Consider the following 22,340-nt stretch of genomic DNA (forward strand, 5'->3'; position numbering starts at 1 on the left):
CATCATGCGGGTGGCGGTGCTCATCAGAATTGGTTATGCGCGCGTAATGACAATTTTGCCCGCTTGGTGGCCCGTCTCAAGTTGCGTGCGCGCCTGGTTCAGGTGTGCGGCGTCGATTCCGCCCCGAATGATCGTCGTCGTGGTGTGGTGGATCGTCCCGTCGACCAGTAGTTGCAATACGTGGCTGAGAATCTCACCTTGAGAGTCCAGCTCGTAGCCGTACTTGCTCTTGGTAAACATCAATTCCCAGTCTAGTGATTGGGCGCGACTTTGTAGTCGGCGGATAGGAAAGTGGTCATCATTACCACCAACGTTGACGATGTGACCGAACGGCCGGGTCAAGTGGACCGATTCCGTCAGGTACTGATCCACACCCATTAAGTTGATGGTGGCATCAACGGTCGTGCCGGCCATCTGGCTTCCAGGTCCTCATGATAATCCAACGTAACGTCCACGCCGTTTTGGCGCAACCAATCATAATGCCGTGGGCTGGCAGTGGCGTAGACCTTGATGCCCGCCCAGTGGCTAACTGGCTCAAAATACTGCCAACGCCACCAGCACCATTAAGCACCAGCACGCTACGGCCAAGATTGGCATCCGCCGCCGGGATAAACCCCACCTTATCGAAGAGGATCTCCCAGGCGGTCAAAGACGTCAGCGGCATCCCCGCCAGTGGCGCCCAGTCCGTTAATGCATCAGGGACCAGTGCTGTCAGGCGTTCGTCAACGGCTTCCTGCTCCGCCCATGCCCCCGGGCGGACAGCCGAACCCGCGTACATGATGCGGTCACCAACCTGATACTTTTGCGCTTGGTCACCCATGGCCACCACGCGGCCGACCGCGTCGTAACCAAACACTTGTTGATCATCGCCAGTTACCCGGGCTAAAGCCTTCACGTCGTGGGGATTGATGGCCACGGCGTCGACGGCCACCACCACATCATGGGGCAATGGCGTCGGATCTGTGAGCGTTTCATCAACCAACTGTTGGTTTCGTGCAATTACTGCGTGCATCTTTTGTCCTCCTTAATCGCTTTGCTTTCATCATACACCAGATTATGACGTAAACTATTTTTTTTGTAAGTTGATTGACCACAAGTCCACTTATGGTTGTAAGATGGAAGTACGTGAGTTACTCATCGTTACTTTGGTGATGACACGTACTACGGAAAGGAAGTATTGTTCATGCAAAAACAGTTCCGTTTTGATGACGACCTAGTCGTTAACCGCTTGGGCTACGGTACCATGCAGCTACCCGGCAAAGGTGTCTGGGCCCGCTACCGACCCGAAGCGTGCCAGCGAGGTCATCACGACCGCCATCGATCACGGCGTCAACTTTATCGATACCGCCGATGCTTACGGCCCGCTATATTCCAACCTGTACGTCCGCGACGCGTTGCGCCAGCGGCCCAACGCCAAGGTCATGGTAGCAACCAAGGTGGGCTTTACCCGCCAGGGCCCAAACAAGTGGACGGAGTTGGGCGACCCCGCTTACCTACGCCAGCAAGTTGAACTGAACTTGTTCACGTTGGGCTTGGACCACATTGACCTGATGCAGTTGCACCGCATTGATAGCCGCTACAGCATCGAGGAACAGGTTGGTGTTCTGGCCGACATGCAAAAGGAAGGCAAGATCAAGCACATTGGGTTGAGCCAAGTCTCAGTCGACCAAATCAAAGCCGCCCGTAAGGTAGCTCCAATCGTATCCGTACAAAATCGGTACAACCTGATTGACCGGGCTGATGAGGACGTGCTAAATTATGCCACCCAAGAGCACATTGCGTTCATCCCGTGGTTCCCACTCGCAACGGGTAAGTTGACCGCGGGCGACACGCTGTCCACCATTGCTGCCAAGTACAATGCCAGCCCCGCACAAATTGCGTTGGCTTGGTTATTGCAGCGTTCCGACGTTATCCTGCCGATTCCGGGCACCTCGAACCCAGACCATGCCGTCCAGAACATTGCGGCCGCTAACATCACCCTGAGTGGTGATGATCAGACACAATTGGACCGCTTGGCTGATTAAGCTGCGCCATTACCTGATCCAAGCTAACCAGTAAATCAAAGCAGCGCTACCCCACCCAGCCATGCAGGTGGCAGGTACGGGTAACGCTGTTTTATTGGCTCACGACCGTTTAGGCGTGGCGTTGAAACCATTCCATAATGGCTTCCATACGCTCAATACGTAGGTTTGGCAGGCCCGACCGGGAAAGTTCGTGGTTACTCCCAGGGAAGCGGACAAACTCCGTCTCCACCCCTTGCAACTTCAAGGCGTTGTAGAACTGCTCACCCTGCTCAATTGGGCAACGGCGATCTTCCTCACCGTGCAAAATCAGAATCGGTGACTGGGCCTGGTCAACGTACTTGAGTGGGCTGCGGTCCCACCATGCGGCGGCGTTTTCCAGGCCACTTTCCCACCGGTCGTCCAGGTTGGTGGGGAGGAAGTCCCAACCAATGTCACTGGTCCCAAACATGCTGACCCAGTTGGAGATGGAACGGCAGGTAGCCACGGCCCGGAAACGGTCCGTGTGCGTTTCGATCCAGTTGGACATAAAGCCCCCGTATGAACCACCCGTGGCGTAAACGTGGGTGTCGTCAATATCGGGATCCAGTTGTTCAGCCACATCCACCGCCTGCATCAGGTCAGCAAAATCATTATCACCATAATCGGCAAAGACGTCGTGTGCAAAGTCGTTGCCGTACGTCGCCCCGCCCCGCGGTTCAACGTAATGACACCGTAACCAGCATTAGCCAACACCTGTAGCTCGTGGTAGAACGTCTCACCGTACGCCGCGAAGGGGCCACCATGCACGTACAAGATTGCTGGGTGGGCGGTTCCTGCTGGTACCCCAACTGGCCGGTAATACCAGCCCTGCAGATGCCGGCCCTCACGGTCAAAGCTGAAATCGTCGGGCGCCACCGTCGTATGCTCCTGCGACCACGTAGTGTTGGGATCGTACACTAATTCGGGCTCGGACGCACCCACTGCGCAGTAGTACAACTGGCTCGGGGTCGTGATGGTACTTTGCGTGTAATACACGCCCTGACCATCGGCAGTCAGCGCAAAGTCGGTCACGTGTAAACGCCCGTCAACAACGACTTGCGTGTGGCCATCGTTGTCGATGGTACGTAACCCCACACAGCCGTGCCGGGACGACGCGTAGGTAATTTGCTGGTTATCATTCCACGCAGCCACACGCCCACTAAGGTTCTGTTGCGTATCAGCGGCTAACTCGGCCCCGATTTCCACATCTTCATCATCAAAGACACGCCGCACCGCGCCACTTTGGCAATCCGCGACAAACAGGGTCTGTGACAGCCACCCCGTATCCTCGTTGGGATTACCCGCAAACAGCAACTGGTGCCCGTCCGGACTGAAGGCCACCGCGCTAAACGTCCCGAACTCCATACCGGTATCGAGACGCACCGGCTGATCCTGCCCGGGCGTCAACAGCAACAGCACACTTGCCACCCGCTGCGGCCGGTCAGTGGCAACGGTACGGTCTAGGGCTAATTGTCCTTGCGCACTCACCGCCGCCAGGGTAAACGTGGTGTCATCCTGGTACAACTGCTGGGTCGCTGCCTGCGCCCAGCCCTGTTTATATAGTAGGAACCGGCGACGTTCATCTAGCAACCACGGCCCGTTGTCCTGGTAGTGCAGACGCGTGACCCGCGTGGCGTGGGGCAGAGTTGTTGGGTGCTGGGGATGTTGTTCCGTCACCTGCACAAACCAACCATCACCAGTGGGATCCCACTGGAACCCCGTGACACCGTCTGCAAACCAAGTACGCTGGGTCGCCGCTCCGCCAGTAAAGGCCTGCGTAAAGACCTGGTCGTGACCCGCAGCATCGTGGCTCAAAAAAAGCAATGGTCGACCCGTCTGGCCCCAAGGCCGCCGCGGTATCGTGTTGCTGATCGTGACCTAAACTAACCCGCGCCCCCGTGGCCCGGTTTTGGAAGTACAAGCGGTGCCGATAATCATTATGGGCCTGATCGATCCAATTCTCGTTAAACACCACGCCCGCCGCGGTCGGGACGGGCCGTGACAAAGTCTTGATGTTGTATAAATCCGTTGTGCGTACGCGCAAAACAATCCCTCCTCAGGTGCAATCTTTGATATTATTGTAATCACATTCTAATCCTTTTACCATTTAATTGCGAATTTCTGGGGCGCACGGACCAACAATGCGTGTGTGCAACATAAGGGGCCAGCAAATGACTTTGCTGCCCCCCTAAGTGTCCCCCGAAAACTTGGCACCAGTCATTCCCCGCTGTACCCACCGTGAATGGCTACTGCTGTGCACCGACCGCGCGCATCAACTGCATCATGAAGTACGTGCCCCACTGATAATCATGCACCCGCAGACTTTCATTCGGGGCGTGGGCACCAGCGCCAAAGTAGCCGCAACCTACCGACACGATGGGGGCATGAATGGCCGCATCCATTTGCGCTTCGGGGCCACTACCGGCACTGTTCGGAATCACGCGTACGTTATCGTCACCGTACACCGTTTTGGCAACCCACTCTGCTTCCTTGAAAAATGGCGAATCAATGTCGGACCGGAAGGCCTCTTCAGCCAAGTTAAAGTGCATTTCCACGTCCTTAAAGCCGTTACGGTCCAACTGTTGCCGAATCATGTGGTAGACGGTATGCGCGTCTTGGCCCGGCACGATGCGGCAGTCGATTTTGGCCTTGGCGTAGCGGGGAATGACGGTTTTGACGCCGTGCCCGTTATACCCGGCCTCAATGCATTAATGGTCATCGTTGGTGTAGTGACGCTGGCCATTTTAGGGTCATCCGTCGTGAATGCTGTCCGCATTCCCGTCCGTTCGCGAATGCCCGCCGCGTCAAAGTCCATCTTGGCAACTGCATCGCGCCCCGACTGGCTAATGGGTTCAATGTGGTCATAGTAACCATCGACTTTGATGTGGCCATCCGGGGTGCGAATGGAGTTCAAAGCCTCAACCATGCGCCAAGCAGCGTTGTCTACGTAGGCAGCCATGGAGGAGTGCATATCCACATCCGCCGTCTGCACACTCATGTCGAAGGCCACGCAGCCCTTCACCCCACCAGTAATAGTAAAGTGACCCTGCTCGTTGATACTGCCACCTTCCCACACACAGGCATCACACGCCAGGTCCGCCTGGTGTGCCTGCACGTAATCATTGAAGTGGATGGAACCAATTTCTTCTTCGCCCTCAACCACAAACTTAATGTGACACGGGTAACCACCATGATCATACATGAATTGCATCGCGGTAATACGCGACATCAGTTCGCCCTTATCATCCGCGATTCCGCGTGCCCGGATGGTACCGTCATCCTGGAAGGTTGGTGCAAACGGTTCCGTCCGCCATTCCTCAATGGGTTCCGGTGGCTGGACGTCGTAGTGGTTGTAAAACATAATGGTACGGTCACTGGCACCACCAAACTCGGCAAAGACGACGGGGTTGCCACCCTGATCGTCCCACGCTCCACACGGCGAGCACCAATTGATGCGAACTTTTGCGTCAACCAGGCCACCGTTTTGTCAATGCCCTTGCCCTGCACCGAAATGCTGGGGATCTTGACGTATGGCGCCACCTCAGGGAAATAGTCCATTGCAAATTGTTCAACAGCCGCCCGTTCTGCGGGCGTGCCTGCCTTAATATCATTCGTTGTTGTTGTCCGTGTTTCAGTCATAAGCATATCCTCCAATAATGATTATTGTTACTTGTTTGCTAGGTACACGCCGCGCCAGCCAGGGTTGCCGCCGGCCGGGTTAATAATGACGTTCTTAAGTTTCGTGTTACGTAGGTATGAAGTGGACAGCTGGTAAAGCGGAATGACTCCCTGATCCTTCATCAGCGTCTGTTCAGCATTCACCATGGCATTCCACCGGGTTTTCGCGTCCGCCGTGTTGTCTGCAGTCTTCATGTCGGCATCAAATTTACTGTTGCTGTAATCACCAAAGTTATAGGAGTTACCGGTCGTGAACATATCTAGGAAAGTTGACGGATCACTATAGTCGGGACTCCATCCAGAGATGATGGCATCAAAGTTGCCGGTCTGCAGGTACTTTACCCGTGTAGTCTTAGGCACTTTGCGCACCGTCACCCGCATGCCTTTGAGGTTCTTCGTCCACGCGTTCTGAAGGTATTGAACGATGGTATCGTGCGTATCATCATCATCGGCAGTTAACGTGACGTTCAGCGACGTTGCACCAATTTCCTTCATGCCCTTGGCCCACAGTTGCTTTGCCAGCGCAATGTTGTAATTGACCCCGCTGTCAGCATCATTCTTTACGTAAGCAGCCTTGGCAAAGTCCTCACCACCCGACGGATTCTGGCCCATGCCGGTCGTTACGATGCCGAGGGCGGCCGTCGAACCATCATTTAACGTGTTGTTGACGAACGACTGGCGGTCAATTGATAGCGAGAGGGCCTTACGGATGTCAACGTTGTTAAATGCTTTCTTCAAAATAGTACTGCTAGGGCTCTTCTGGTTTAACTGCACGAAGTAATTTGAACCACTAGCGACCTTGGTGTAGCTCTTGTTGTTTTTCTCGTTTTGTACTTGGTTGCCGATCAACGTCGTTTGGTCAATCTGCCCGGATTCAAACATGTTGAGACCCGTGGAAGATTCCTTAACGACTTGGTACGTCACTTGATTAAGGTGAACATTATTCGGATTCCAGTAGTGGTTATTCTTCGTGAGCGTCCATGAATCACCGCTGCCGTTCCACTTCTTGATGGTGTACGGCCCATCGTAGGCAACCTTAGTGGCATCCGTTCCGTACTTCTTACCGTACTTCTGCACTACTTTTTGCTCCTGAGGAAGGAAAATTGCACTCTGCACTAACTGTTCAAAGTACGAAATAGGGTGCTCTAAAGTCACAGTGACTTGGTACTTTCCGTTAGCCTGGATGCCTAATTGATCAGGATCCTTTTTGTTGGCAATAATAGCGTCCGCATTTTTAATACCAGAGAACAGGTACGCATTTTCAGCTGCGGTTTTAGGGTCAACACCACGCCGCCAACCGTAAACAAAATCCTGGGCGGTCACTGGGGTGCCGTCATTCCACTTAGCGTCATGCCGTAAGTTAAAGGTGTAAGTTAAACCATCCTTGCTTTTGGTCCACGACTTGGCGATTCCCGGCTCAGCTTTATTCTGCTTACCCATCGTGACCAGGCCTTCCTCAGTGTTCCCAATTATTTCACTACTGGTAGTATCCACATCGTGCACAGGATCAAGCATCTGAATTTCACTGGCAATGCCAACACTGATGTTTTGGTTGCTGGCGGCTGCGGCTTTTTGTCCACAAGCAGACAGGGCAACCCCAGACAGGCCAACTGCTGCAATAATTCCAAATACTTTACTCATTGTTTTCATGCGCCCATTTATCTTGTTATGCATTTTTCTTCCTCATTCCGTGATGTTGTCTAAAATTTACGCTCGCCGTGCTGGAAAACCTGCTTATCGCTTCACGCACCGCATCGATATCTGCTAACGGCTCGCCGACAACACGATGAAGTCGGCAAATTTGCCAACCGTTAACGTTCCATAATCTTGATCAATCCCCAACAACCGGGCTCCGTTGATTGTGGCGTTATACAACGTTTGTTGCGGTGAAACGCCGATTTTATGCACCATCAAGTGCAACTCATCCCAATAACCAGTACCAAAATCATTAAACGTGGTACCTGCATCCGTCCCAGTCGTCATGGGTACACCTAACGCCACTGCTTGGCGCATGTTATCAAAGAACGCATTGCTCAACGTAGTAGCCTTATCCACCATGTAATCTGGAATGTGCCCTCGTCCATCACGCACGATGGACTCCACCGCGTTGAGTGTGGGCACCAAATAGACGCCCCGTTCACTCATCACCCGCGCTTCCTCCGCATTCAAGTAAATGCCGTGTTCAATTGAATCAAATCCGGCGTCTAAAGCCATCTGAATGCCTGTAGTACCTTGTGCGTGAGCCACGGCTTTGCGGCGCCGTGCGTGGGCCTCGCTAACGGCCACCGCTAGCTCTTCCGCTGAGAACCCAACATCACGGGGATCATCACCTTTGGACATCACCCCACCGGTTACCAGCACCTTAACGACATCTGCACCATTCTTAATGATCTGCCGTACTACACGACGCATCTCGTCAGGAGAATCGACAATGTACGAGGCGTTGCGTTCGTGATACGGACCATCGCCGTTGCCACCGGTCGATGAAATCAGGCGTCCCGACGCCACAATACCGGGGGCGGGAAAGTGATAACGCTGCTGCGCGTCACGTAGTTTAATATCCACATCGTGACCAGTACCTAAGTTGCGTACATACGTTACGCCAGCCTGAAGCGCCTGCCGTAGATTTGCCAGCGCCATCAACGTGACCTCAGTTTCAGTTATCGGACCATCCATCGTGTGATTAGCATCGGCATCAACATGAACATGTGTATTGATCATTCCGGGCATGATGAACTTATCTGCCACATCCACAACTTGATCAGTATTGGGAGTGGGTCCGTGGCCGGTCGCCGTGACCCGCCCGGTCGTATTATCAACAACCAACCATGAGTTGGGAATAAAACCATCATCCTGTCCGTTAAACAAATTCACGTGCACATACGCTGTTGTTGCCATGTTATTTAACCCTTTCTGTTTGCACCTAACTGCATCCGTTTATGTGTGCCACACCTGCTTTTCCCGCCCGTTTTCCCCGTTTCAGTACAAAAAATGACGCCCACCCCGCGCCGTACTACCACGGGTGGCCGCCATTTTCCGTCTGCAGACAGAAAATGGCACCAAAATTGTTATCTTGACCCACCACCGTGGGTCACACGTTCACGACTAGCATTCCTGCTAGCAAAGCTTCATTAACGCAACAACAACGCTGCATTAGTCGTGTTCAACAACAATTTTGGTGCCACAAAGTTAATTTTAAGCATAAAAAAAATACCCCCGCCGGCAAGATGTTTTGCCGGGTACCTACGTGCAGCCCACTACTAAAAATGGGCCCGAAACGTTCATCATTTAGCGGTAGCTACCCGCCCACATGAATTACAACGCACGCAAGCACAACAACGCGGAGGCAACCTGGTTGTTCTTTACTGTGTTCATTCGTGTCACTGCTGTGAATGTAATCTGACATTGAGTCATGATCATTGCCCCTTTCGTTGTGGAAGATTTGCCCCTCTTAATGAGGATGCATTCATCATAACGTGAGTAAAATTAGAAGTCAACTACATTTTCACATTTCGGGCACATTTTTCTTATCTTTTGCCCATACAGAACGCTGATTAAGCTGTCATTCAGCATTAACCCGGCAGTAATTACTCCTCCAGACCCAACGGCATATCCTGACCCAAGCCAATCTGGCGGGTGGCCGTTAACGCCCCCATTCGCGCCTGCAACAGTTTCTGCGCGCAAGCCTCGTCCATGATCCAGTCACGTAACCGTGCTTCGGGAACCATGAGCGGCATCCGGTCGTGCACAGCGCGAACATCACTATTGGGGGCGGTCGTCAGGATGATGCCACGCGGCCCATCGGGGTACTGCCGAATAAAACCCGCCAAAAAAAATCAGTCCGCCATCTGGCTGGGCAAAGCTGAACCGGGTGTGGCTCGCGTCCCATTCATAAAACGCGTCACTGGGAAACACGCACCGCTGGTTTAAAAAGGCGTCACGAAACGTTGGCTTGGACAGTACACTCTCGGCCCGGGCATTGATCAGCGGACGCCCGCCACTATATCCCGGAAAGCCCCAGCGTACCGCTGTGACTACCATGTGGGTGTTCTTCCCCGTCACGACCGCCATCTGGTCGCCAGGAGCAACCTCACCAGTCTGCACCTTAACACCGCGTTGCGCCAACAGCTCGGTCAGGTGCCGCAAGCGTTGCGCATGGGTCGTATTAAACGAATAGCGTCCGCACATCCTCATTACTCCTTTGCTGGTCAACCAGTCCTAAAACGAGGTGCCCTGCCATTCCCAGCCGGCACCATGATAACTCACAACCAACTGTCCCTCATCCTGCTGATTAGCCACCTGAAACGATAGGCGTACCGTGCGGGTTTGACCCGGTGCAACATCCTGCTTGGCCGCCAACGTGGTTAATTGTGGCATGGCAGCGCCACTGTTGTACATCTGGAAGTCAGCCAAATCAACTTTGGCGGTTTCGTGACCACCGTTATGCACCGTGACGCTCACTTGCTCCACCTTGGCGCCCGCATCGCACCGACTGATTGGCGGTCCGACGACCACCGTCAACTGGTGGGCAAAGCGTAACCTTCGCCCAAACTGGGCATCCCGCCCCACGGCTAGCTGGTCATCCGCCGCGGGTGCTTGGGGTTGGGGCTGCTGCAACGGTTGGCTCGGCATTTGGCTAGCCGTGTGCGCAGCCACCACCAGGTGCTGGACCGTCACGCCAGCGCCAACCCAACTACTAACCGTCAACAATAAACCCACCACCATTACTGCTACCGGGGCGTTTAACGGTTGCTGCCGTAGTTGCCGGCGCGCCGTCCACAGCGCCGCGCCCACAGTAACCAACGTGCTTACAACCCCAAATCCAATCATCCACCACAACCCAGACATAACCAACCTCCACGAATATTAGTTCCGTTATACAATGGCGGGTCGTGCGGGTCAACTGGCATTATCACCCCACAACAAAACAGCCACACCATTACGGATGTGACTGCCCCGGGTAACAGGTAATCATTCTGCCGAAACGTCGTCTAAGTTCGCACCGTTAGTGCTGATCACTTGCTGGTACCAAGCAAAGGAATCCTTCTTGTACCGTCGATCGCTACCGTGACCACTATCATCACGGTCGACATAAATCAGGCCGTAACGCTTAGCCATCTCACCAGTGCTGGCCGATACGATGTCAATGGGGCTCCACATGGTGTAACCGATTACGTCCACACCGTCTTCCACGACCGCCAATTCCATTTGATGAATGTGGGCCCGGAGGTAACTGATCCGGTAATCATCATGCACGTGCCCATCATCCTCCAGGTGGTCGTAAGCACCAATACCGTTCTCAACGATCATGATTGGCTTGTGCCAGCGATCTTGGATCCAGTTCAGAATCCACCGCAACCCCTGAGGGTCAATCTGCCAGCCCCACTGGGACTTCTCAACGTACGGATTATCGACCAGGTCGTTGTGCTCATCAAACTCGACTTTGTGGTCCGCCCGTTCCTTAACCGTGAAGGAGAAGTAGTAGGACATCCCCAGAAAGTCGGCCGCGCCGGCTTTTAGTGTGGCGCGGTCCGCTGCCGAAATTGGCACCTGGTACCCTTTGCGGTCAAAGTACTTCAGTAACCACTGCGGATACTCGCCCTCCATTTGGACGTCGCCGTAGTAATAGCGGTACTGCATGGCCCGGGCGGCCAACATCTGGTCACCGGGATTGGCCGTCAACGCGTAAATCGGCACCATGGCGAGCATGGCCCCTACTTGGAGTTGCGGATCAATCTTGTGCGCGGCAATCACCGCCTTGGCACTAGCCACCATCTCGTTATGCGCAGCCTGGAACATTGCTTCTTCCCAGTTCACGTTGCTATCCAGTTGCAGGCCGGAATCCTGATACAGGTGATGCGCATTACGCCAATCCGACTGATTATCGATTTCATTAAACGTCATCCAGTAGCGAACCTTGCCATCAAAGTGGTGGAAGCAGGTCTCCGCAAACCGTTCGAAGAAACCAATCAACTTGCGGTTACGCCAACCACCGTATTTTTTTTACCAGATGGTACGGCATTTCGAAGTGGGACAGCGTCACGATTGGTTCAATGCCCTTGGCACGCAACCGGTCAAAGAGGTCGTCGTAATAGCGCAGCCCCGCTACATTCGGTTCCGCCTCGTCGCCATTGGGAAAAATACGCGTCCAGGCAATCGACGTCCGAAACGCCTTCAACCCCAACTCGGCAAACAATTCAATGTCCTGCGGGTAAGTTTGGTAAAAATTGATGCCCCAGTGGTTCGGGTAGACCTGACCAGCCTCCACGGTGTCCGTCACGACACGTTGCGGCTGTTCACGACTGGCCGCAGCCATGACGTCGGCAATCGACACCCCTTTACCGTCTGCCTGCCAATTGCCCTCAACCTGGTGGGCGGAAACAGCGCCGCCCCATAAAAAGTCTTTTGGCATTGTTAATGCTTCACTCATAAATTTATGCACCCTCTCTTCCACGACCGGGAAAAAAAAGGCAAGACAAACTCGCAAACTGTTTGTCTTGTCTTTAATTGTCGTTCAATAATACGCTGGTGCTAATCGGCTACGTCCTGACCAGCAAGCTTTTTGTACAAATCAACGATCTCACCCGCTAGGTCACGAAAAGTGATGGCGTTCATCAAGTGATCCTGGGAGTGTACCGTCAGCAGCGTAACGTGTACATGCTTTCCCTGGGCCTCAGCCGTTAACATCCCGGTTTGTGAATTATGCGCTTTACCGAGAAAATCATCAGCTTCTTGCAACTTAGCGTCCGCCTGGTCAAAATCACCGTGCTTAGCCGCATCAATGGCTTCAAAAGCCGAGCTCTTGGCGTTACCACCATTAACAATCAAGCCCATGATGGATTCTAGGTTTTGCTCTTCTTCTTTCTCTGGCGCTTCATTCTTGTCTTCAGTGTCTGCCATGAGCACTATCCTTTCATTACGGGCTTACTTACCAGCCGCATCAATGGTGGCCAGTGCGTCCTTCAATACATTTTCGCCATTCATCAGGCCGTAATCACGCATGTTAATGACCTTAACGGGAAAGTCATACTCAGCGGCTAGCTTCTTCTCCATGTACCGAACTTGCGGGCCCAACATCATCACGTCAGGCTTAACTTCATCCAACTTGTTCTTGAGGTCAGGTGAAGCCGTCGCGGCAATGTTTACCGTGATGTCATCCTTGTCCGCAGCCTTCTGCATCTTAGTCACGAGCAGGCTGGTCGACATCCCCGCGTTGCATACCAACAAAATATTTTTTTTCAGCCATAATAATTTCTCCTTAAGTGTAAGGCACTATATTCCACAATCGTTACGCACCACGATTGCCGCAAGCCTTTTTGGCAACCGCTTTCAACTCCACGCCCATAATATAATACGTGGGTACAAATTTTGCAAGTGCTTACAAATATTTTTGGCCCTAACGCCGTGATGGTGTACTCGCCAAACCGCCAGAAGCCGCTTGTGGTGCGCAATTACGGGTGGTCAAAAGCACCGATTGGTGACAACGCATAAGCGGTTAGTGCTGACAAAGGTGCTATGATAAGGGTACAAATATCGTTAATGTGTGGCTTAAATATATCAGCGCAGCGCGTGGGGGTAACCATATGTATCACGAAATTGCTGAAGACATTATCCGGTCCATTCACGAGGGCCTGTACACAGACAAACTGCCAACCGAAGCGGAGTTAATGGCAACCTACGACGTGAGTCGCAACACCATCCGGCGGGCCATTGATGTCATCTACCAACGGGGCTTATTGCGGCGAATTCAGGGTTCCGGCTACTACGTCAACAAGATGCCCCAACCCTCAAAGACGGTCATCAACCTAGTCGCGGGGGCCGGTGCCTCTTTGCATAGCCCGGACAACCACCTCACGTCGCGGATAGTCACTTTTGACAAAATCAAGGCCGATCCCGAACTAGTCCAACCGATGAAACTCCAGCCAGATAGCGAACTGTACCGGGTCGTGCGGTTGCGTTACCTCAATGGCCAGCTCTACTGCATGGAAGAGGCCTATTATTCCACCGGCGCGGTACCATACCTGCCGGTGGAGGCGGTTAACGGCTCGATTTTTGACTTCATTGCGGAAAATTACCACGTCCACATTACTGCGAGTGAGGAATACATTTTTCTTGCCACGTTGGCACATGACCAGGCCACAGTCATGGGGCAACAGCCTGGCAAGCAGGTCCTGGCGTTGGAACAGACCAATTTCTATGGCAACAGTGTGGCCTTTAACTACTCCACCACCTACTTCGTCTATCCGGGCCTCCGCTTCTACTCACATTCCTTCCCCGTCAGCCATTCATGAACTCAGGGTGTTTTGGTCACAACCCTCCCCGCGACACTTAGTCAATAGCCTCACCCCGTGGTGCCATTCCGCCCACACTGCTTTTACAATTCAATCAAACACAAAGCTGTGCATACCGCGCTGGTGGGTTTATCCCCAAAGTGTCGTCATTGACAGCTTTTTTATTGGCATGATCGCATTCAGGTAGATTCAAAAAAAATACGGCCACTAACGTTAATTAGTTGGCCGTATGGGTATGATCACCAATGATTCGACGTGATTCCGCTTGCACGCATAACATATCGTTCCAAGCACCTCTCGCAGACTCATACTAATGCACCGCAACTGTAACTCACCACTAGTGGGGCCGCTTGCCTAGACTCAGTTCAACGTCCGCGACGACGCTGCTGGTTTGGTACGGGAAGTGCACCTCCGAAACTTTGAAGGGCTCGCCCTCCTCCGTGTAACTCACCTGGTTAATCACCAAAACGGGGTCGTTCAACTGGCACCCCATCGCCTCCACGTCATCCTGCGTTGCCTTAATTGCGTGAATTCGCCGGTGTGAACCCGCAATATGCACGTGCGCCTCATCAGCCAGGTGTTTGTAGACTGACCCTTCCAAAATTTCACGGGTGATGGTGGTAATCTTCGTCGGCATAATCGTGTGCTCGTAAGCATACACTGCACCATCAACGTACCGCACCCGCCGGATCACGTACACCGGCTCGTCGGGACCAATAATCAGATTGTCCTGCTCGGACTGCGTGGGTAAGCGCGCATCCAGCGACAAAACTTTACTGGTAACTTTGCGGCCCGCATAAGTCAACGTTGTCCCCACTGGTCGGTCAATTGAGGACTCCATGTCGTTAGGATCTTTGTGGTGGAAATCCTTACGCAAAAAGGTGCCGGCGCCACGCTTGGTATACACCACACCCTCAACTATCAATAGCTGAATGGCCTTGCGCACCGTCATCCGGGTGGTGTTAAATTCCTTGGCTAAGGTTTCTTGGTCGGGTAACAAATCCCCCGGCTGGTATTCCCCACCCGTAAATTTTTGGCGTAACTTCTGCGAAATATCCTGGTACTTATACATGGACAGTCCCTCCCAACAAACCACTTTTCCCCACCATTTTACGCTATTTTAACAATTGTTGCGATAGACCACCTTGAATATTTGTATATACTTTTATATAAAAAGGCTTTACGAATTGTAAAAGACGTGGCATAATGAAACCGGATTCACGGAAGCAGTATCTACGGAGGAGGCCAAGTAATTATGTCCCAAGCATTACCAAAGGGGTTCCTGTGGGGCAATTCCACTTCGAGCATGCAAACTGAAGGCGGCTGGAATGAGGGTGGCAAAGGTAAATCCGTTTATGATGACCGTCCAGCCACGGACCACAGCAGCGATTGGCACGTGGCCATTGATGATTATCACCGGTACGACGAAGATCTTGACCTGATGGCCCAGCAGGGGATGAACTGCTACCGGTTCCAAATTTCCTGGAGCCGAGTTTGTCCCACGGGCGACGGGCCCTTCAACGAGGAAGGCATCAAATTCTATGATGACCTGATCAACAAGTTGCTCGCCCGCCACATTACGCCGATGATTTGCCTGTACCACTTTGACATGCCCCTTGCCCTCGCCCAAAAGTACAACGGCTTTAGCGACCGTCACGTTGTTGACGCCTTTATTCGCTATGGCCAGGAAATGGTCGACCGCTTTGCGGATCGCGTGCCGTACTGGATTACGTTCAACGAGCAAAACCTGTACTCGATGAGCGATGCGTTCACTATTGCCGGGTATCTGCACGGCCCCCAAACGGACGAAGAGCTATTTCAAATTAGCCACCACGTGATGGTGGCGCACGCCGCCGTCGCTAATTACCTGCACGCTCACAGTCACGCTCAAATTGGGGGCATGCTGGCGTACTCCGAAGTGTATCCTGCCTCCGCAAATCCACGTGACGTGCTTTACGCTCGCCGTATTGACGAGTTTTTGAACCGTAACCTGCTTGACGTATTCGTCAACGGGCAATATTCCACTGAGTTTCTCACCTTTATCCGTAATCAGCGGATCGATTTGGACCTGACGACTGACGACCAGGCGATTTTCAATCAACTCCACAGTGATTTCATTGCCTTTAGTTATTACCGTTCCGTCCAAATCAACAGTAGTTTAGTCCCCATCAATACCTTTCCTAATCACTACCTCGACTTTGGTGCCCAGCCAGTACCGGGATTGCAGGCCAATGAATGGGGTTGCAGGTGGATCCATTGGGCTTCCGTGATATCCTCACGAAAGTCTATGACCAGTACCACCTGCCAATGTTCCCCATTGAAAACGGAATTGGTATTCGTGAGGTGTACCAGGGGCACGAGATTCAGGATGATTACCGGATCGACTACCACCGTCAGCATATCCAGGCACTCAAAGACGCGGTCTTCGCGGACGGCGTGTCAGTGCTGGGCTACCTGGGCTGGGGTCTAATTGATATTCCTAGCTCGTCAGGTAACATGGATAAGCGCTACGGCATGGTCTACGTCAACCGGACCAACCACGATCTGCGCGACCTCCGGCGGATTCCCAAAAAGTCGTACTGGTGGTTCAAAAAGGTCATTGAATCCAACGGTGCGCGACTGGATTAACGCGTGACGCAAACGTAATCACTGCTATCAACAAGTTTTGATTTGTGCGTCACCGTGATCCGAGCGCCATCACTTGATTGGCGGCGGTCACCAACCCCAATTGGTCTACCACCGCCCAACCACAAACATACCCGCTCACCCCACCGTTGGCCCGCCAACAGGGGTCAACTTAAGAATGACAACCACCAGGCGTTGTCGTCACTGCACAGAGCGGTGACGACAGCGCCTTTTGTGTACCTATACCAAAACGACTGGGACCAAGAAGTTAGTCAGTACCGCGTAAGTGTCCGAACAGACAATAGCATCCCGTGCTCACGGCATGCCCGTCAGCGCCTCCGTGTCACAACCGAAGCCTTATTAGTATCCGCTGATTTGAGCAGCATCATTGCCACGCTAATTGTCTCTGCACAAACACCATGCCTTTGCAGGCACCATTTTTGTTTGCAACTAACGCCGGTTTGTCCACGCACTACCAAAAGCGTGGACGCCGACAACTGGTCGCTGCTGGGATATTCAGGATCACCACCAATACGCGGTACCCGGCAGTAGGTCGCCGTTATCCTGGCTGCACATGTTGTGCGCAGAAACCGACCGTAGCATTATCACGTGTTAATCAATACCAGACGTTGTGGCTCCTAATACGCAACTCTATACATTATCGCCCATCCGTCCAGCTCTGCATGTGGGGACCGCTGTAGACCGATTATGCTGGTCTGCAACCGCACTGGCACCATGCAAAGCAGATCAGAGTGACTTAGCACCATTTTTGTCATGATCCTGTATTGTGGGGTATTACATCAGCACTTATCTGCCTAACCACGATTGCTCCAACACACAGGAGAATGAGTGGTCCCGTATGTCCTGCAGTTGCGCATCCATGAGACGTTAACCTACTCCATCAACTAGTTATGAACGCGATTTAGACCTCCCCTGCAACCACACGGCTGCCTCAGCTATTGGTCCCTCATTGTGAATGCACCCGCTCGAAACGATTCCGCACCACCCAAAAATTCCCCCGGAGCAATGCCCCCGAGGGAATTATCAAATCGTCTGATTAATCCAGCAGACAGCCTTAACGTTAGGCTTGCTTTGCAGCCTCAGCCTTTTCCTGAGCAACCTGCTTAGCAACAACACCATCGTTGATCTTAACGAATGGCATGTACATCAGCACACCAATGATGAAGACCACAATCTGAATCACCGGCGCACGCCAGTCACCACCAGTTGCCAAGAACGAGTTCAGGAACATCGGCGTCGTCCATGGAACTTGGACAACCATTGGGTTCATCCAACCCAAAACCGTGGTCAACCAAGCAATGAAGATACCCAGAGATGGTAGTACGATGAACGGGATAATCAGCGCAACGTTATAAACGATTGGGTAACCAAAGATAACTGGTTCGTTAATGTTGAATACCCCTGGTAGTACGGCCAACTTAGCCACGTTTCGGGAAGCTTTGTTGCGGCTGACAATGAAGGTCGCAACCAGCAAACAGAGCGTACCACCAGAACCACCAAGTAGCGCGAAGGCCTGAACCAGTGACAGGTTGATGATGTTCGGAATTGCGTGACCAGCACTGTAAGCAGCGGTGTTCTGCGCAATGTTCACAATCAACAGTGGTTCTAGAATCGTACTGTAGATAACAGAGAAGTGAATACCGAACAACCAGAGCAAGTTAGCTAAGGTGTAGATAATCAGGGTCCCGACAATACCAGTGCCAATGTGCCGCAGTGTTCCTGAATGAACGTAGAAATCAGGCTGATCACGTTCATCTTGGTCGTGTCGTACAGCAACGTGGAAATTAGGGCAAAGAAACAAAGAACAATAATTACAGGAATCAAAACGTTAAAGGAATCGCCAACTGCTGGTGGTACCTGATCGCCTAGGTTGATCTTCAACGCTTTGATGTTAGAAATCTTAATAAACAGTTCGGTTGCCAGCAGGCCCATGATGACCCCGGCGAACATACCGCCGGTACCCAGTTCGGTGTATGAAAGCACCGCACTGATGTTGGACGCCTTTTTAGCACCATCCGCAATAATCTGCACGGTGTTCGGCATCATGGTCACCAAAGTTGCCAGCGAAACCATCGCGGCCGCCAACGGGTTATCAAAGCCCCGGTTCTTCGCCAGGAAGTAACCAATCATGGTCGTAACCAACAAACTAGAAATATTTAGGGTCGCATTGGAAAGCATCGTGCCCCAATACTGAACCTTAAGCAACGTTGCACCTTTAAACAACCAGGTGAATACCGTGTTGTTGATCAGGGTGGCCAAACCAGCCAGAATATATAGTGGCATGATCGTGGCAAAGGCGTCACGCAACGAACGCAGATGAATTTCATTGCCAATCGCAACGGCGACCTTGATGAAGCCCTGACCGAATTTACTGTCTTCTAGAGCCATGTGTATCCACATCTCCTATTCTTGAACTCCCACAGCTAGCAGTGGTGCCACCAGGCCGTCCCCAAATGACCCGACAGCGGAACAAAACTGAATAATTTCTCCGTGAGTACGAGTGTAACCACCAGCTGCTTTATTTAAACAATTAACGTACAATCACTAACGCTTAAACAAACCTCCCCACACGCTTTGCAAACGTTTTCGCTCCTATCAACAGTTAAAGTATACACCGTGACCATAACATTTCAATACTTTTTTTATTTTAATGTATATACAATTAGCTGAACCCGTTGCAAATCAACATTGTAAACGCCTTAAACTAACGGCGTAGCCCCGCCCCTATCGCTAGTTAAATAACGACAACTCAAACGAACATTTTTAACGTTTTGGACTATACCATTATGTACATGATGCGACTAATGCCCTTCTAGAACCCGCATGCAGTGGCAACCCCATCGTTTAGCAACATAAACCAAAAAAAATCCGCGGGTATCCCGCGGATCATCAATCATTATACTTACAAACTCTGCGCGTGTCCGAACACATCTGCCGTTGCACCCGCACCATCCGGCAACCGCCGCATGCGTAGCTCGAAGTGTTCGCGCAAACCAGCCAAACGCCGTTGTCGCGTTACCTGCTCGACCCGGTATCGACCGCCCTGACTGCTACCAACCACCTTGCCAGGCTGGTACATCTCACCGGTCAACACTTGGCGACGACCACCCTGGAAGAACCAAATATCCACAACGAAACGGGGATGTTCATCATCCAGCGGCCGCAAGGGGCGTAGCGACACCTTATCGTTTTGGTACGCCAGAATAAAAATGGGACCCAAAATAATTGCAATACCAAACACGTTAATAAAAAGAGAACTCACAGCAACCTCCTCCTTTTCTGGTAGCGCTATCATTAAACGCATTATGCCAAATTATCAGGAGGTTGTAAACACTTTCATTAAATTCTGTATATCACTACTTAATTTTACCGGCCAGGACGGCGGTCAGCATTTTACCGACCCCGTCGTCATTATGATCAACGGTTTGCAGACGCGCGACGGCTTTGATTTTAGGAATCGCGTTGGCCATCGCCACCCCATAACCAACATCGCGCACCATTTCCAGGTCGTTTTCATAGTCCCCAAAGCACATAAAGTGCTCCATACTCTGGCCCGTGTGCCGCGCGATGGCGTGCAACGCACTGGCCTTGGTCGTGTGTGGAGCGTTCGCCTCAAAGAAAAATTTGTTGGAACGCGATAGGTGCACGGGCAACGCCGCAATTTTCTTCATCGCCAGGGCCAAACTCAGACCGTTGCCGAAGATGCCGTTAAACGTAAACTTGTAAAACTGGACGTGGTCCACCGTCAACATTTGCAGCAACTCTGACTCGCGGCTAATGTGGATGGTCTCACCGTTATGCCAATTACCCCGCACACGTCCGGGCACCCCCGGTTTATAACTAACCGCATGGTGCTCAGCAAAGAACACCATGCGGACGAGGTAATGCTTGGCTAGGTGGAACGCCGCCAGCACCACCGCGTTATCCAGCGGCCGCCGAACAATCGGTTCGTCGTGCTGATCATACACGATGGCACCGTTCAGGCAGACTTTATAGCCCGGCACTTCCAAATCCTGTCGTAATAGGTTACTTACAGTGGGTAACGACCGCCCTGAGCAAACAGCGAAGTCACGGCCACTGCGCACCCAGTCGCGCACCGCCTGCCGGTTGTAAGCCGATACCTGACTCTGGTTATTAAAGAAAGTGCCGTCCAAATCCGTCCCAGCTAATGAAATCATGTTAATCTCCCAGTCATTAGGTTTTCGTATTTAACGGGTCGCCCCCTGCACGCCAATTATGAGGCACAGGTTGGGGCGTGCGCAATGGTGTCCAGCGCCGTTTGTAACAGGCGCTCACCATCCAGGCCCGCATAATCGTGGGTATTCATCACCGCTACGGGCACGTCCAACTTGGACTGTAGTTGGTCAGCGAGGTAGCGTACCTGCGGACCAACCAAAATAACGTCTGGCTGCATATCCACGAGTTCATTGTTGACCTCGGCAGCACCAATTGCCACCACCTGCACGTCAACGTTGTCGTTAGCAGCTGCCGCTTCCATTCGGGAAACAAGTAAACCAGTCGACATCCCCGCGCTGCATACCAATAAAATATTCTTTTGTGCCATAATAATCCCCTCCTCGAGAGGTAACTCAACGGAAGCGTTTCCAGTAACCAACTTTAATATAGCTTCTTACCCCGGATTTTGCAATTTTAGTTTGTGGCGCCCAAAATATTGTTCCTCCCCCCTTGCTGTGGTAATCTTAGCGCAAACCGTATGTATGAAAGGAAGTTGCCGCATGACCAAACCGATTATTGCAATGACTGCTGACGCACTCGCCGACACTAACCCCCGGATGCCCGATGACTACCCTGCCTTTGCACCGCACGACATTAAAGAAGCCGTCTTCAAGGCCGGGGGCATTCCGACCATCCTGCCGTTTCCCGACAACCCTGAGTTAGCGGATGCCGCCGCAACCGACATGGTGCCGCTATTTGACGGTCTCATCCTGCCCGGTGGCCCGGACGTCGACCCGACCACGTTTGGCGAAGAACCCATGTGGAACCTCGGCGACACGTACTACCCTAAGGACCGTTTTGAGTTGGCGCTCATCAAGGCTACATTGGCTGCGGGGAAACCCATCTTGGGGATTTGCCGGGGCATCCAGATTCTAAACGTAGCGCTGGGCGGCGATGTGTACCAAGACACCCACACGCAGGACCCTGACAGTTACATTCGCCATCCCCAGGTGGCACCGCCCCACTACCCAACGCACCACGTCGACATTACACCGGACTCGCGCCTGCACGCCTTACTGGGCGACCGGGCCTTCGTTAACTCCCGCCACCACCAGGCGGTACGCAAAGTCGGTACCGGGTTGACCGTCACGGCGACCGCGCCAGACGGAGTGATCGAAGCACTCGAATCCACGGCTGATGACCTCGTGCTGGCGGTGCAGTGGCACCCAGAAAACATGTGGCAACACCACCCCGAACAATTTGGCTTTTTCAGTGACATCGTGGCTCGCGCGCAGGCCCACAAGCACGCTTAACCACTTTGGCCATTACGACCCATCCGGCAGTAGTTGGGGCAGCGTAGTGGCCTTTTTTTGTACCCACCAACGTCCCCCTCTTTGGGTGAGAACCCACGGCACCCCGCGGTCGTACGAACCAGTAATCTGTGGGGTAGTAGTCAAGTACGGGCTTTGCGGGTACAATGACGGTAGTTTGTAAAATTTCAGGGAGG

At 52.6% G+C, this 22,340-nt stretch carries 18 protein-coding genes and 5 pseudogenes; 4 read left to right on the forward strand and 19 right to left on the reverse strand.

Annotation, left to right across the window (positions count from 1 at the left end; all coding sequences use genetic code 11):
• Nucleotides 1-33 precede the first annotated feature (33 nt).
• Nucleotides 34-414 carry a zinc-binding dehydrogenase gene (locus JCM13996_RS06885; RefSeq protein ID WP_054750572.1) on the reverse strand — a complete coding sequence of 127 codons (381 nt, stop codon included), beginning with the start codon at nucleotides 412-414 and terminating at the stop codon, nucleotides 34-36.
• The gene (locus tag JCM13996_RS06890) at nucleotides 395-1,012 is read right to left on the reverse strand and encodes an alcohol dehydrogenase catalytic domain-containing protein (RefSeq protein WP_054750573.1); all 618 of its coding nucleotides are present in this window, start codon (nucleotides 1,010-1,012) and stop codon (nucleotides 395-397) included. Before JCM13996_RS06890 ends, JCM13996_RS06885 begins: the two co-directional genes overlap by 20 nt.
• A gap of 171 nt (nucleotides 1,013-1,183) precedes the next feature.
• On the opposite strand from JCM13996_RS06890, the pseudogene JCM13996_RS06895 reads away from it, so the two are divergent.
• Nucleotides 1,184-2,024 (forward strand): annotated as a pseudogene (locus JCM13996_RS06895) (aldo/keto reductase).
• 109 nt (nucleotides 2,025-2,133) lie between these two features.
• On the opposite strand, the pseudogene JCM13996_RS10485 reads toward JCM13996_RS06895, so the two are convergent.
• The 12 genes and pseudogenes from JCM13996_RS10485 to JCM13996_RS06940 form a co-directional block, all read right to left on the reverse strand.
• A pseudogene (locus JCM13996_RS10485) lies at nucleotides 2,134-2,667 on the reverse strand (alpha/beta hydrolase family protein); the annotation flags it as partial.
• The gene (locus JCM13996_RS10490; protein ID WP_156321902.1) at nucleotides 2,637-3,866 is read right to left on the reverse strand and encodes a S9 family peptidase; all 1,230 of its coding nucleotides are present in this window, start codon (nucleotides 3,864-3,866) and stop codon (nucleotides 2,637-2,639) included. The pseudogene JCM13996_RS10485 and the gene JCM13996_RS10490, both read right to left, overlap by 31 nt.
• A 422-nt stretch (nucleotides 3,867-4,288) precedes the next feature.
• On the reverse strand, nucleotides 4,289-4,747 hold the full coding sequence (locus tag JCM13996_RS12480; protein WP_369395704.1) for a M20/M25/M40 family metallo-hydrolase: 459 nt from the start codon (nucleotides 4,745-4,747) through the stop codon (nucleotides 4,289-4,291).
• Nucleotides 4,633-5,403 (reverse strand): M20/M25/M40 family metallo-hydrolase, encoded by a 771-nt coding sequence (locus tag JCM13996_RS06905; RefSeq protein WP_263848884.1) that lies wholly within the window; start codon nucleotides 5,401-5,403, stop codon nucleotides 4,633-4,635. Before JCM13996_RS06905 ends, JCM13996_RS12480 begins: the two co-directional genes overlap by 115 nt.
• 305 nt (nucleotides 5,404-5,708) lie before the next feature.
• Nucleotides 5,709-7,361, reverse strand: a complete 1,653-nt coding sequence (locus tag JCM13996_RS06910; protein ID WP_162205194.1) for a peptide ABC transporter substrate-binding protein — start codon at nucleotides 7,359-7,361, stop codon at nucleotides 5,709-5,711.
• Nucleotides 7,362-7,484: 123 nt separating this feature from the next.
• Complete coding sequence (locus tag JCM13996_RS06915) at nucleotides 7,485-8,618, reverse strand: metal-dependent hydrolase family protein (protein ID WP_082383869.1); 1,134 nt, start codon at nucleotides 8,616-8,618, stop codon at nucleotides 7,485-7,487.
• A 689-nt stretch (nucleotides 8,619-9,307) separates the two neighbouring features.
• Nucleotides 9,308-9,469, reverse strand: coding sequence for an SOS response-associated peptidase (locus JCM13996_RS12485; RefSeq protein ID WP_162205195.1), 162 nt, complete (start codon nucleotides 9,467-9,469; stop codon nucleotides 9,308-9,310).
• A 13-nt stretch (nucleotides 9,470-9,482) separates the two neighbouring features.
• A complete protein-coding gene (locus JCM13996_RS06920; RefSeq protein WP_054750575.1) occupies nucleotides 9,483-9,908 on the reverse strand; it encodes an SOS response-associated peptidase family protein in 426 nt (141 codons plus the stop codon).
• A 30-nt stretch (nucleotides 9,909-9,938) separates the two neighbouring features.
• On the reverse strand, nucleotides 9,939-10,568 hold the full coding sequence (locus JCM13996_RS06925) for a DUF4352 domain-containing protein (protein ID WP_054750576.1): 630 nt from the start codon (nucleotides 10,566-10,568) through the stop codon (nucleotides 9,939-9,941).
• Between the two features lie 123 nt (nucleotides 10,569-10,691).
• Nucleotides 10,692-12,150 (reverse strand): annotated as a pseudogene (locus JCM13996_RS06930) (6-phospho-beta-glucosidase).
• A 101-nt stretch (nucleotides 12,151-12,251) separates the two neighbouring features.
• Complete coding sequence (locus tag JCM13996_RS06935) at nucleotides 12,252-12,620, reverse strand: PTS lactose/cellobiose transporter subunit IIA (RefSeq protein ID WP_054750577.1); 369 nt, start codon at nucleotides 12,618-12,620, stop codon at nucleotides 12,252-12,254.
• 24 nt (nucleotides 12,621-12,644) lie between these two features.
• Entirely contained in the window at nucleotides 12,645-12,962 is a 318-nt protein-coding gene (locus tag JCM13996_RS06940) for a PTS sugar transporter subunit IIB (RefSeq protein WP_263848893.1), read from the reverse strand.
• 341 nt (nucleotides 12,963-13,303) lie between these two features.
• Between JCM13996_RS06940 and JCM13996_RS06945 the strand changes: the two genes are divergently transcribed.
• On the forward strand, nucleotides 13,304-14,011 hold the full coding sequence (locus JCM13996_RS06945) for a GntR family transcriptional regulator (RefSeq protein WP_054750578.1): 708 nt from the start codon (nucleotides 13,304-13,306) through the stop codon (nucleotides 14,009-14,011).
• A 337-nt stretch (nucleotides 14,012-14,348) separates the two neighbouring features.
• Here the strand turns inward: JCM13996_RS06945 and JCM13996_RS06950 are convergent, their stop codons facing one another.
• Complete coding sequence (locus JCM13996_RS06950; RefSeq protein WP_054750579.1) at nucleotides 14,349-15,083, reverse strand: GntR family transcriptional regulator; 735 nt, start codon at nucleotides 15,081-15,083, stop codon at nucleotides 14,349-14,351.
• Between the two features lie 183 nt (nucleotides 15,084-15,266).
• On the opposite strand from JCM13996_RS06950, the pseudogene JCM13996_RS06955 reads away from it, so the two are divergent.
• Nucleotides 15,267-16,639, forward strand: a pseudogene (locus JCM13996_RS06955) (glycoside hydrolase family 1 protein).
• A 1,078-nt stretch (nucleotides 16,640-17,717) separates the two neighbouring features.
• Here the strand turns inward: JCM13996_RS06955 and JCM13996_RS06960 are convergent.
• The 4 genes and pseudogenes from JCM13996_RS06960 to JCM13996_RS06975 form a co-directional block, all read right to left on the reverse strand.
• Nucleotides 17,718-19,045 (reverse strand): annotated as a pseudogene (locus JCM13996_RS06960) (PTS sugar transporter subunit IIC).
• 514 nt (nucleotides 19,046-19,559) lie between these two features.
• Nucleotides 19,560-19,919 (reverse strand): hypothetical protein, encoded by a 360-nt coding sequence (locus JCM13996_RS06965; protein ID WP_054750580.1) that lies wholly within the window; start codon nucleotides 19,917-19,919, stop codon nucleotides 19,560-19,562.
• 94 nt (nucleotides 19,920-20,013) lie between these two features.
• Nucleotides 20,014-20,835 (reverse strand): Cof-type HAD-IIB family hydrolase, encoded by an 822-nt coding sequence (locus tag JCM13996_RS06970; protein ID WP_054750581.1) that lies wholly within the window; start codon nucleotides 20,833-20,835, stop codon nucleotides 20,014-20,016.
• A 56-nt stretch (nucleotides 20,836-20,891) separates the two neighbouring features.
• Nucleotides 20,892-21,221, reverse strand: coding sequence for a PTS sugar transporter subunit IIB (locus JCM13996_RS06975; RefSeq protein ID WP_054750582.1), 330 nt, complete (start codon nucleotides 21,219-21,221; stop codon nucleotides 20,892-20,894).
• 172 nt (nucleotides 21,222-21,393) lie between these two features.
• On the opposite strand from JCM13996_RS06975, the gene JCM13996_RS06980 reads away from it, so the two are divergent.
• Nucleotides 21,394-22,146: a gamma-glutamyl-gamma-aminobutyrate hydrolase family protein gene (locus tag JCM13996_RS06980; protein WP_054750583.1), complete on the forward strand. Its 753-nt coding sequence runs from the start codon at nucleotides 21,394-21,396 to the stop codon at nucleotides 22,144-22,146.
• Nucleotides 22,147-22,340: the final 194 nt, after the last annotated feature.

It is taken from the genome of Lacticaseibacillus thailandensis DSM 22698 = JCM 13996, from assembly GCF_001312865.1.
Taxonomy (GTDB): Bacteria; Bacillota; Bacilli; order Lactobacillales; family Lactobacillaceae; genus Lacticaseibacillus; species Lacticaseibacillus thailandensis.

What these genes read in the sequence shown, in the direction of transcription:
- JCM13996_RS06885 (WP_054750572.1), bottom strand. Translation starts at nt 414, where the DNA reads ATGGCCGGCACGACCGTTGATGCCACCATCAACTTAATGGGTGTGGAT.
- JCM13996_RS06890 (WP_054750573.1), bottom strand. Translation starts at nt 1,012, where the DNA reads ATGCACGCAGTAATTGCACGAAACCAACAGTTGGTTGATGAAACGCTC.
- JCM13996_RS06905 (WP_263848884.1), bottom strand. Translation starts at nt 5,403, where the DNA reads ATGTTTTACAACCACTACGACGTCCAGCCACCGGAACCCATTGAGGAA.
- JCM13996_RS06910 (WP_162205194.1), bottom strand. Translation starts at nt 7,361, where the DNA reads ATGAGTAAAGTATTTGGAATTATTGCAGCAGTTGGCCTGTCTGGGGTT.
- JCM13996_RS06915 (WP_082383869.1), bottom strand. Translation starts at nt 8,618, where the DNA reads ATGGCAACAACAGCGTATGTGCACGTGAATTTGTTTAACGGACAGGAT.
- JCM13996_RS06920 (WP_054750575.1), bottom strand. Translation starts at nt 9,908, where the DNA reads ATGTGCGGACGCTATTCGTTTAATACGACCCATGCGCAACGCTTGCGG.
- JCM13996_RS06925 (WP_054750576.1), bottom strand. Translation starts at nt 10,568, where the DNA reads ATGTCTGGGTTGTGGTGGATGATTGGATTTGGGGTTGTAAGCACGTTG.
- JCM13996_RS06935 (WP_054750577.1), bottom strand. Translation starts at nt 12,620, where the DNA reads ATGGCAGACACTGAAGACAAGAATGAAGCGCCAGAGAAAGAAGAAGAG.
- JCM13996_RS06945 (WP_054750578.1), top strand. Translation starts at nt 13,304, where the DNA reads ATGTATCACGAAATTGCTGAAGACATTATCCGGTCCATTCACGAGGGC.
- JCM13996_RS06950 (WP_054750579.1), bottom strand. Translation starts at nt 15,083, where the DNA reads ATGTATAAGTACCAGGATATTTCGCAGAAGTTACGCCAAAAATTTACG.
- JCM13996_RS06970 (WP_054750581.1), bottom strand. Translation starts at nt 20,835, where the DNA reads ATGATTTCATTAGCTGGGACGGATTTGGACGGCACTTTCTTTAATAAC.
- JCM13996_RS06975 (WP_054750582.1), bottom strand. Translation starts at nt 21,221, where the DNA reads ATGGCACAAAAGAATATTTTATTGGTATGCAGCGCGGGGATGTCGACT.
- JCM13996_RS06980 (WP_054750583.1), top strand. Translation starts at nt 21,394, where the DNA reads ATGACCAAACCGATTATTGCAATGACTGCTGACGCACTCGCCGACACT.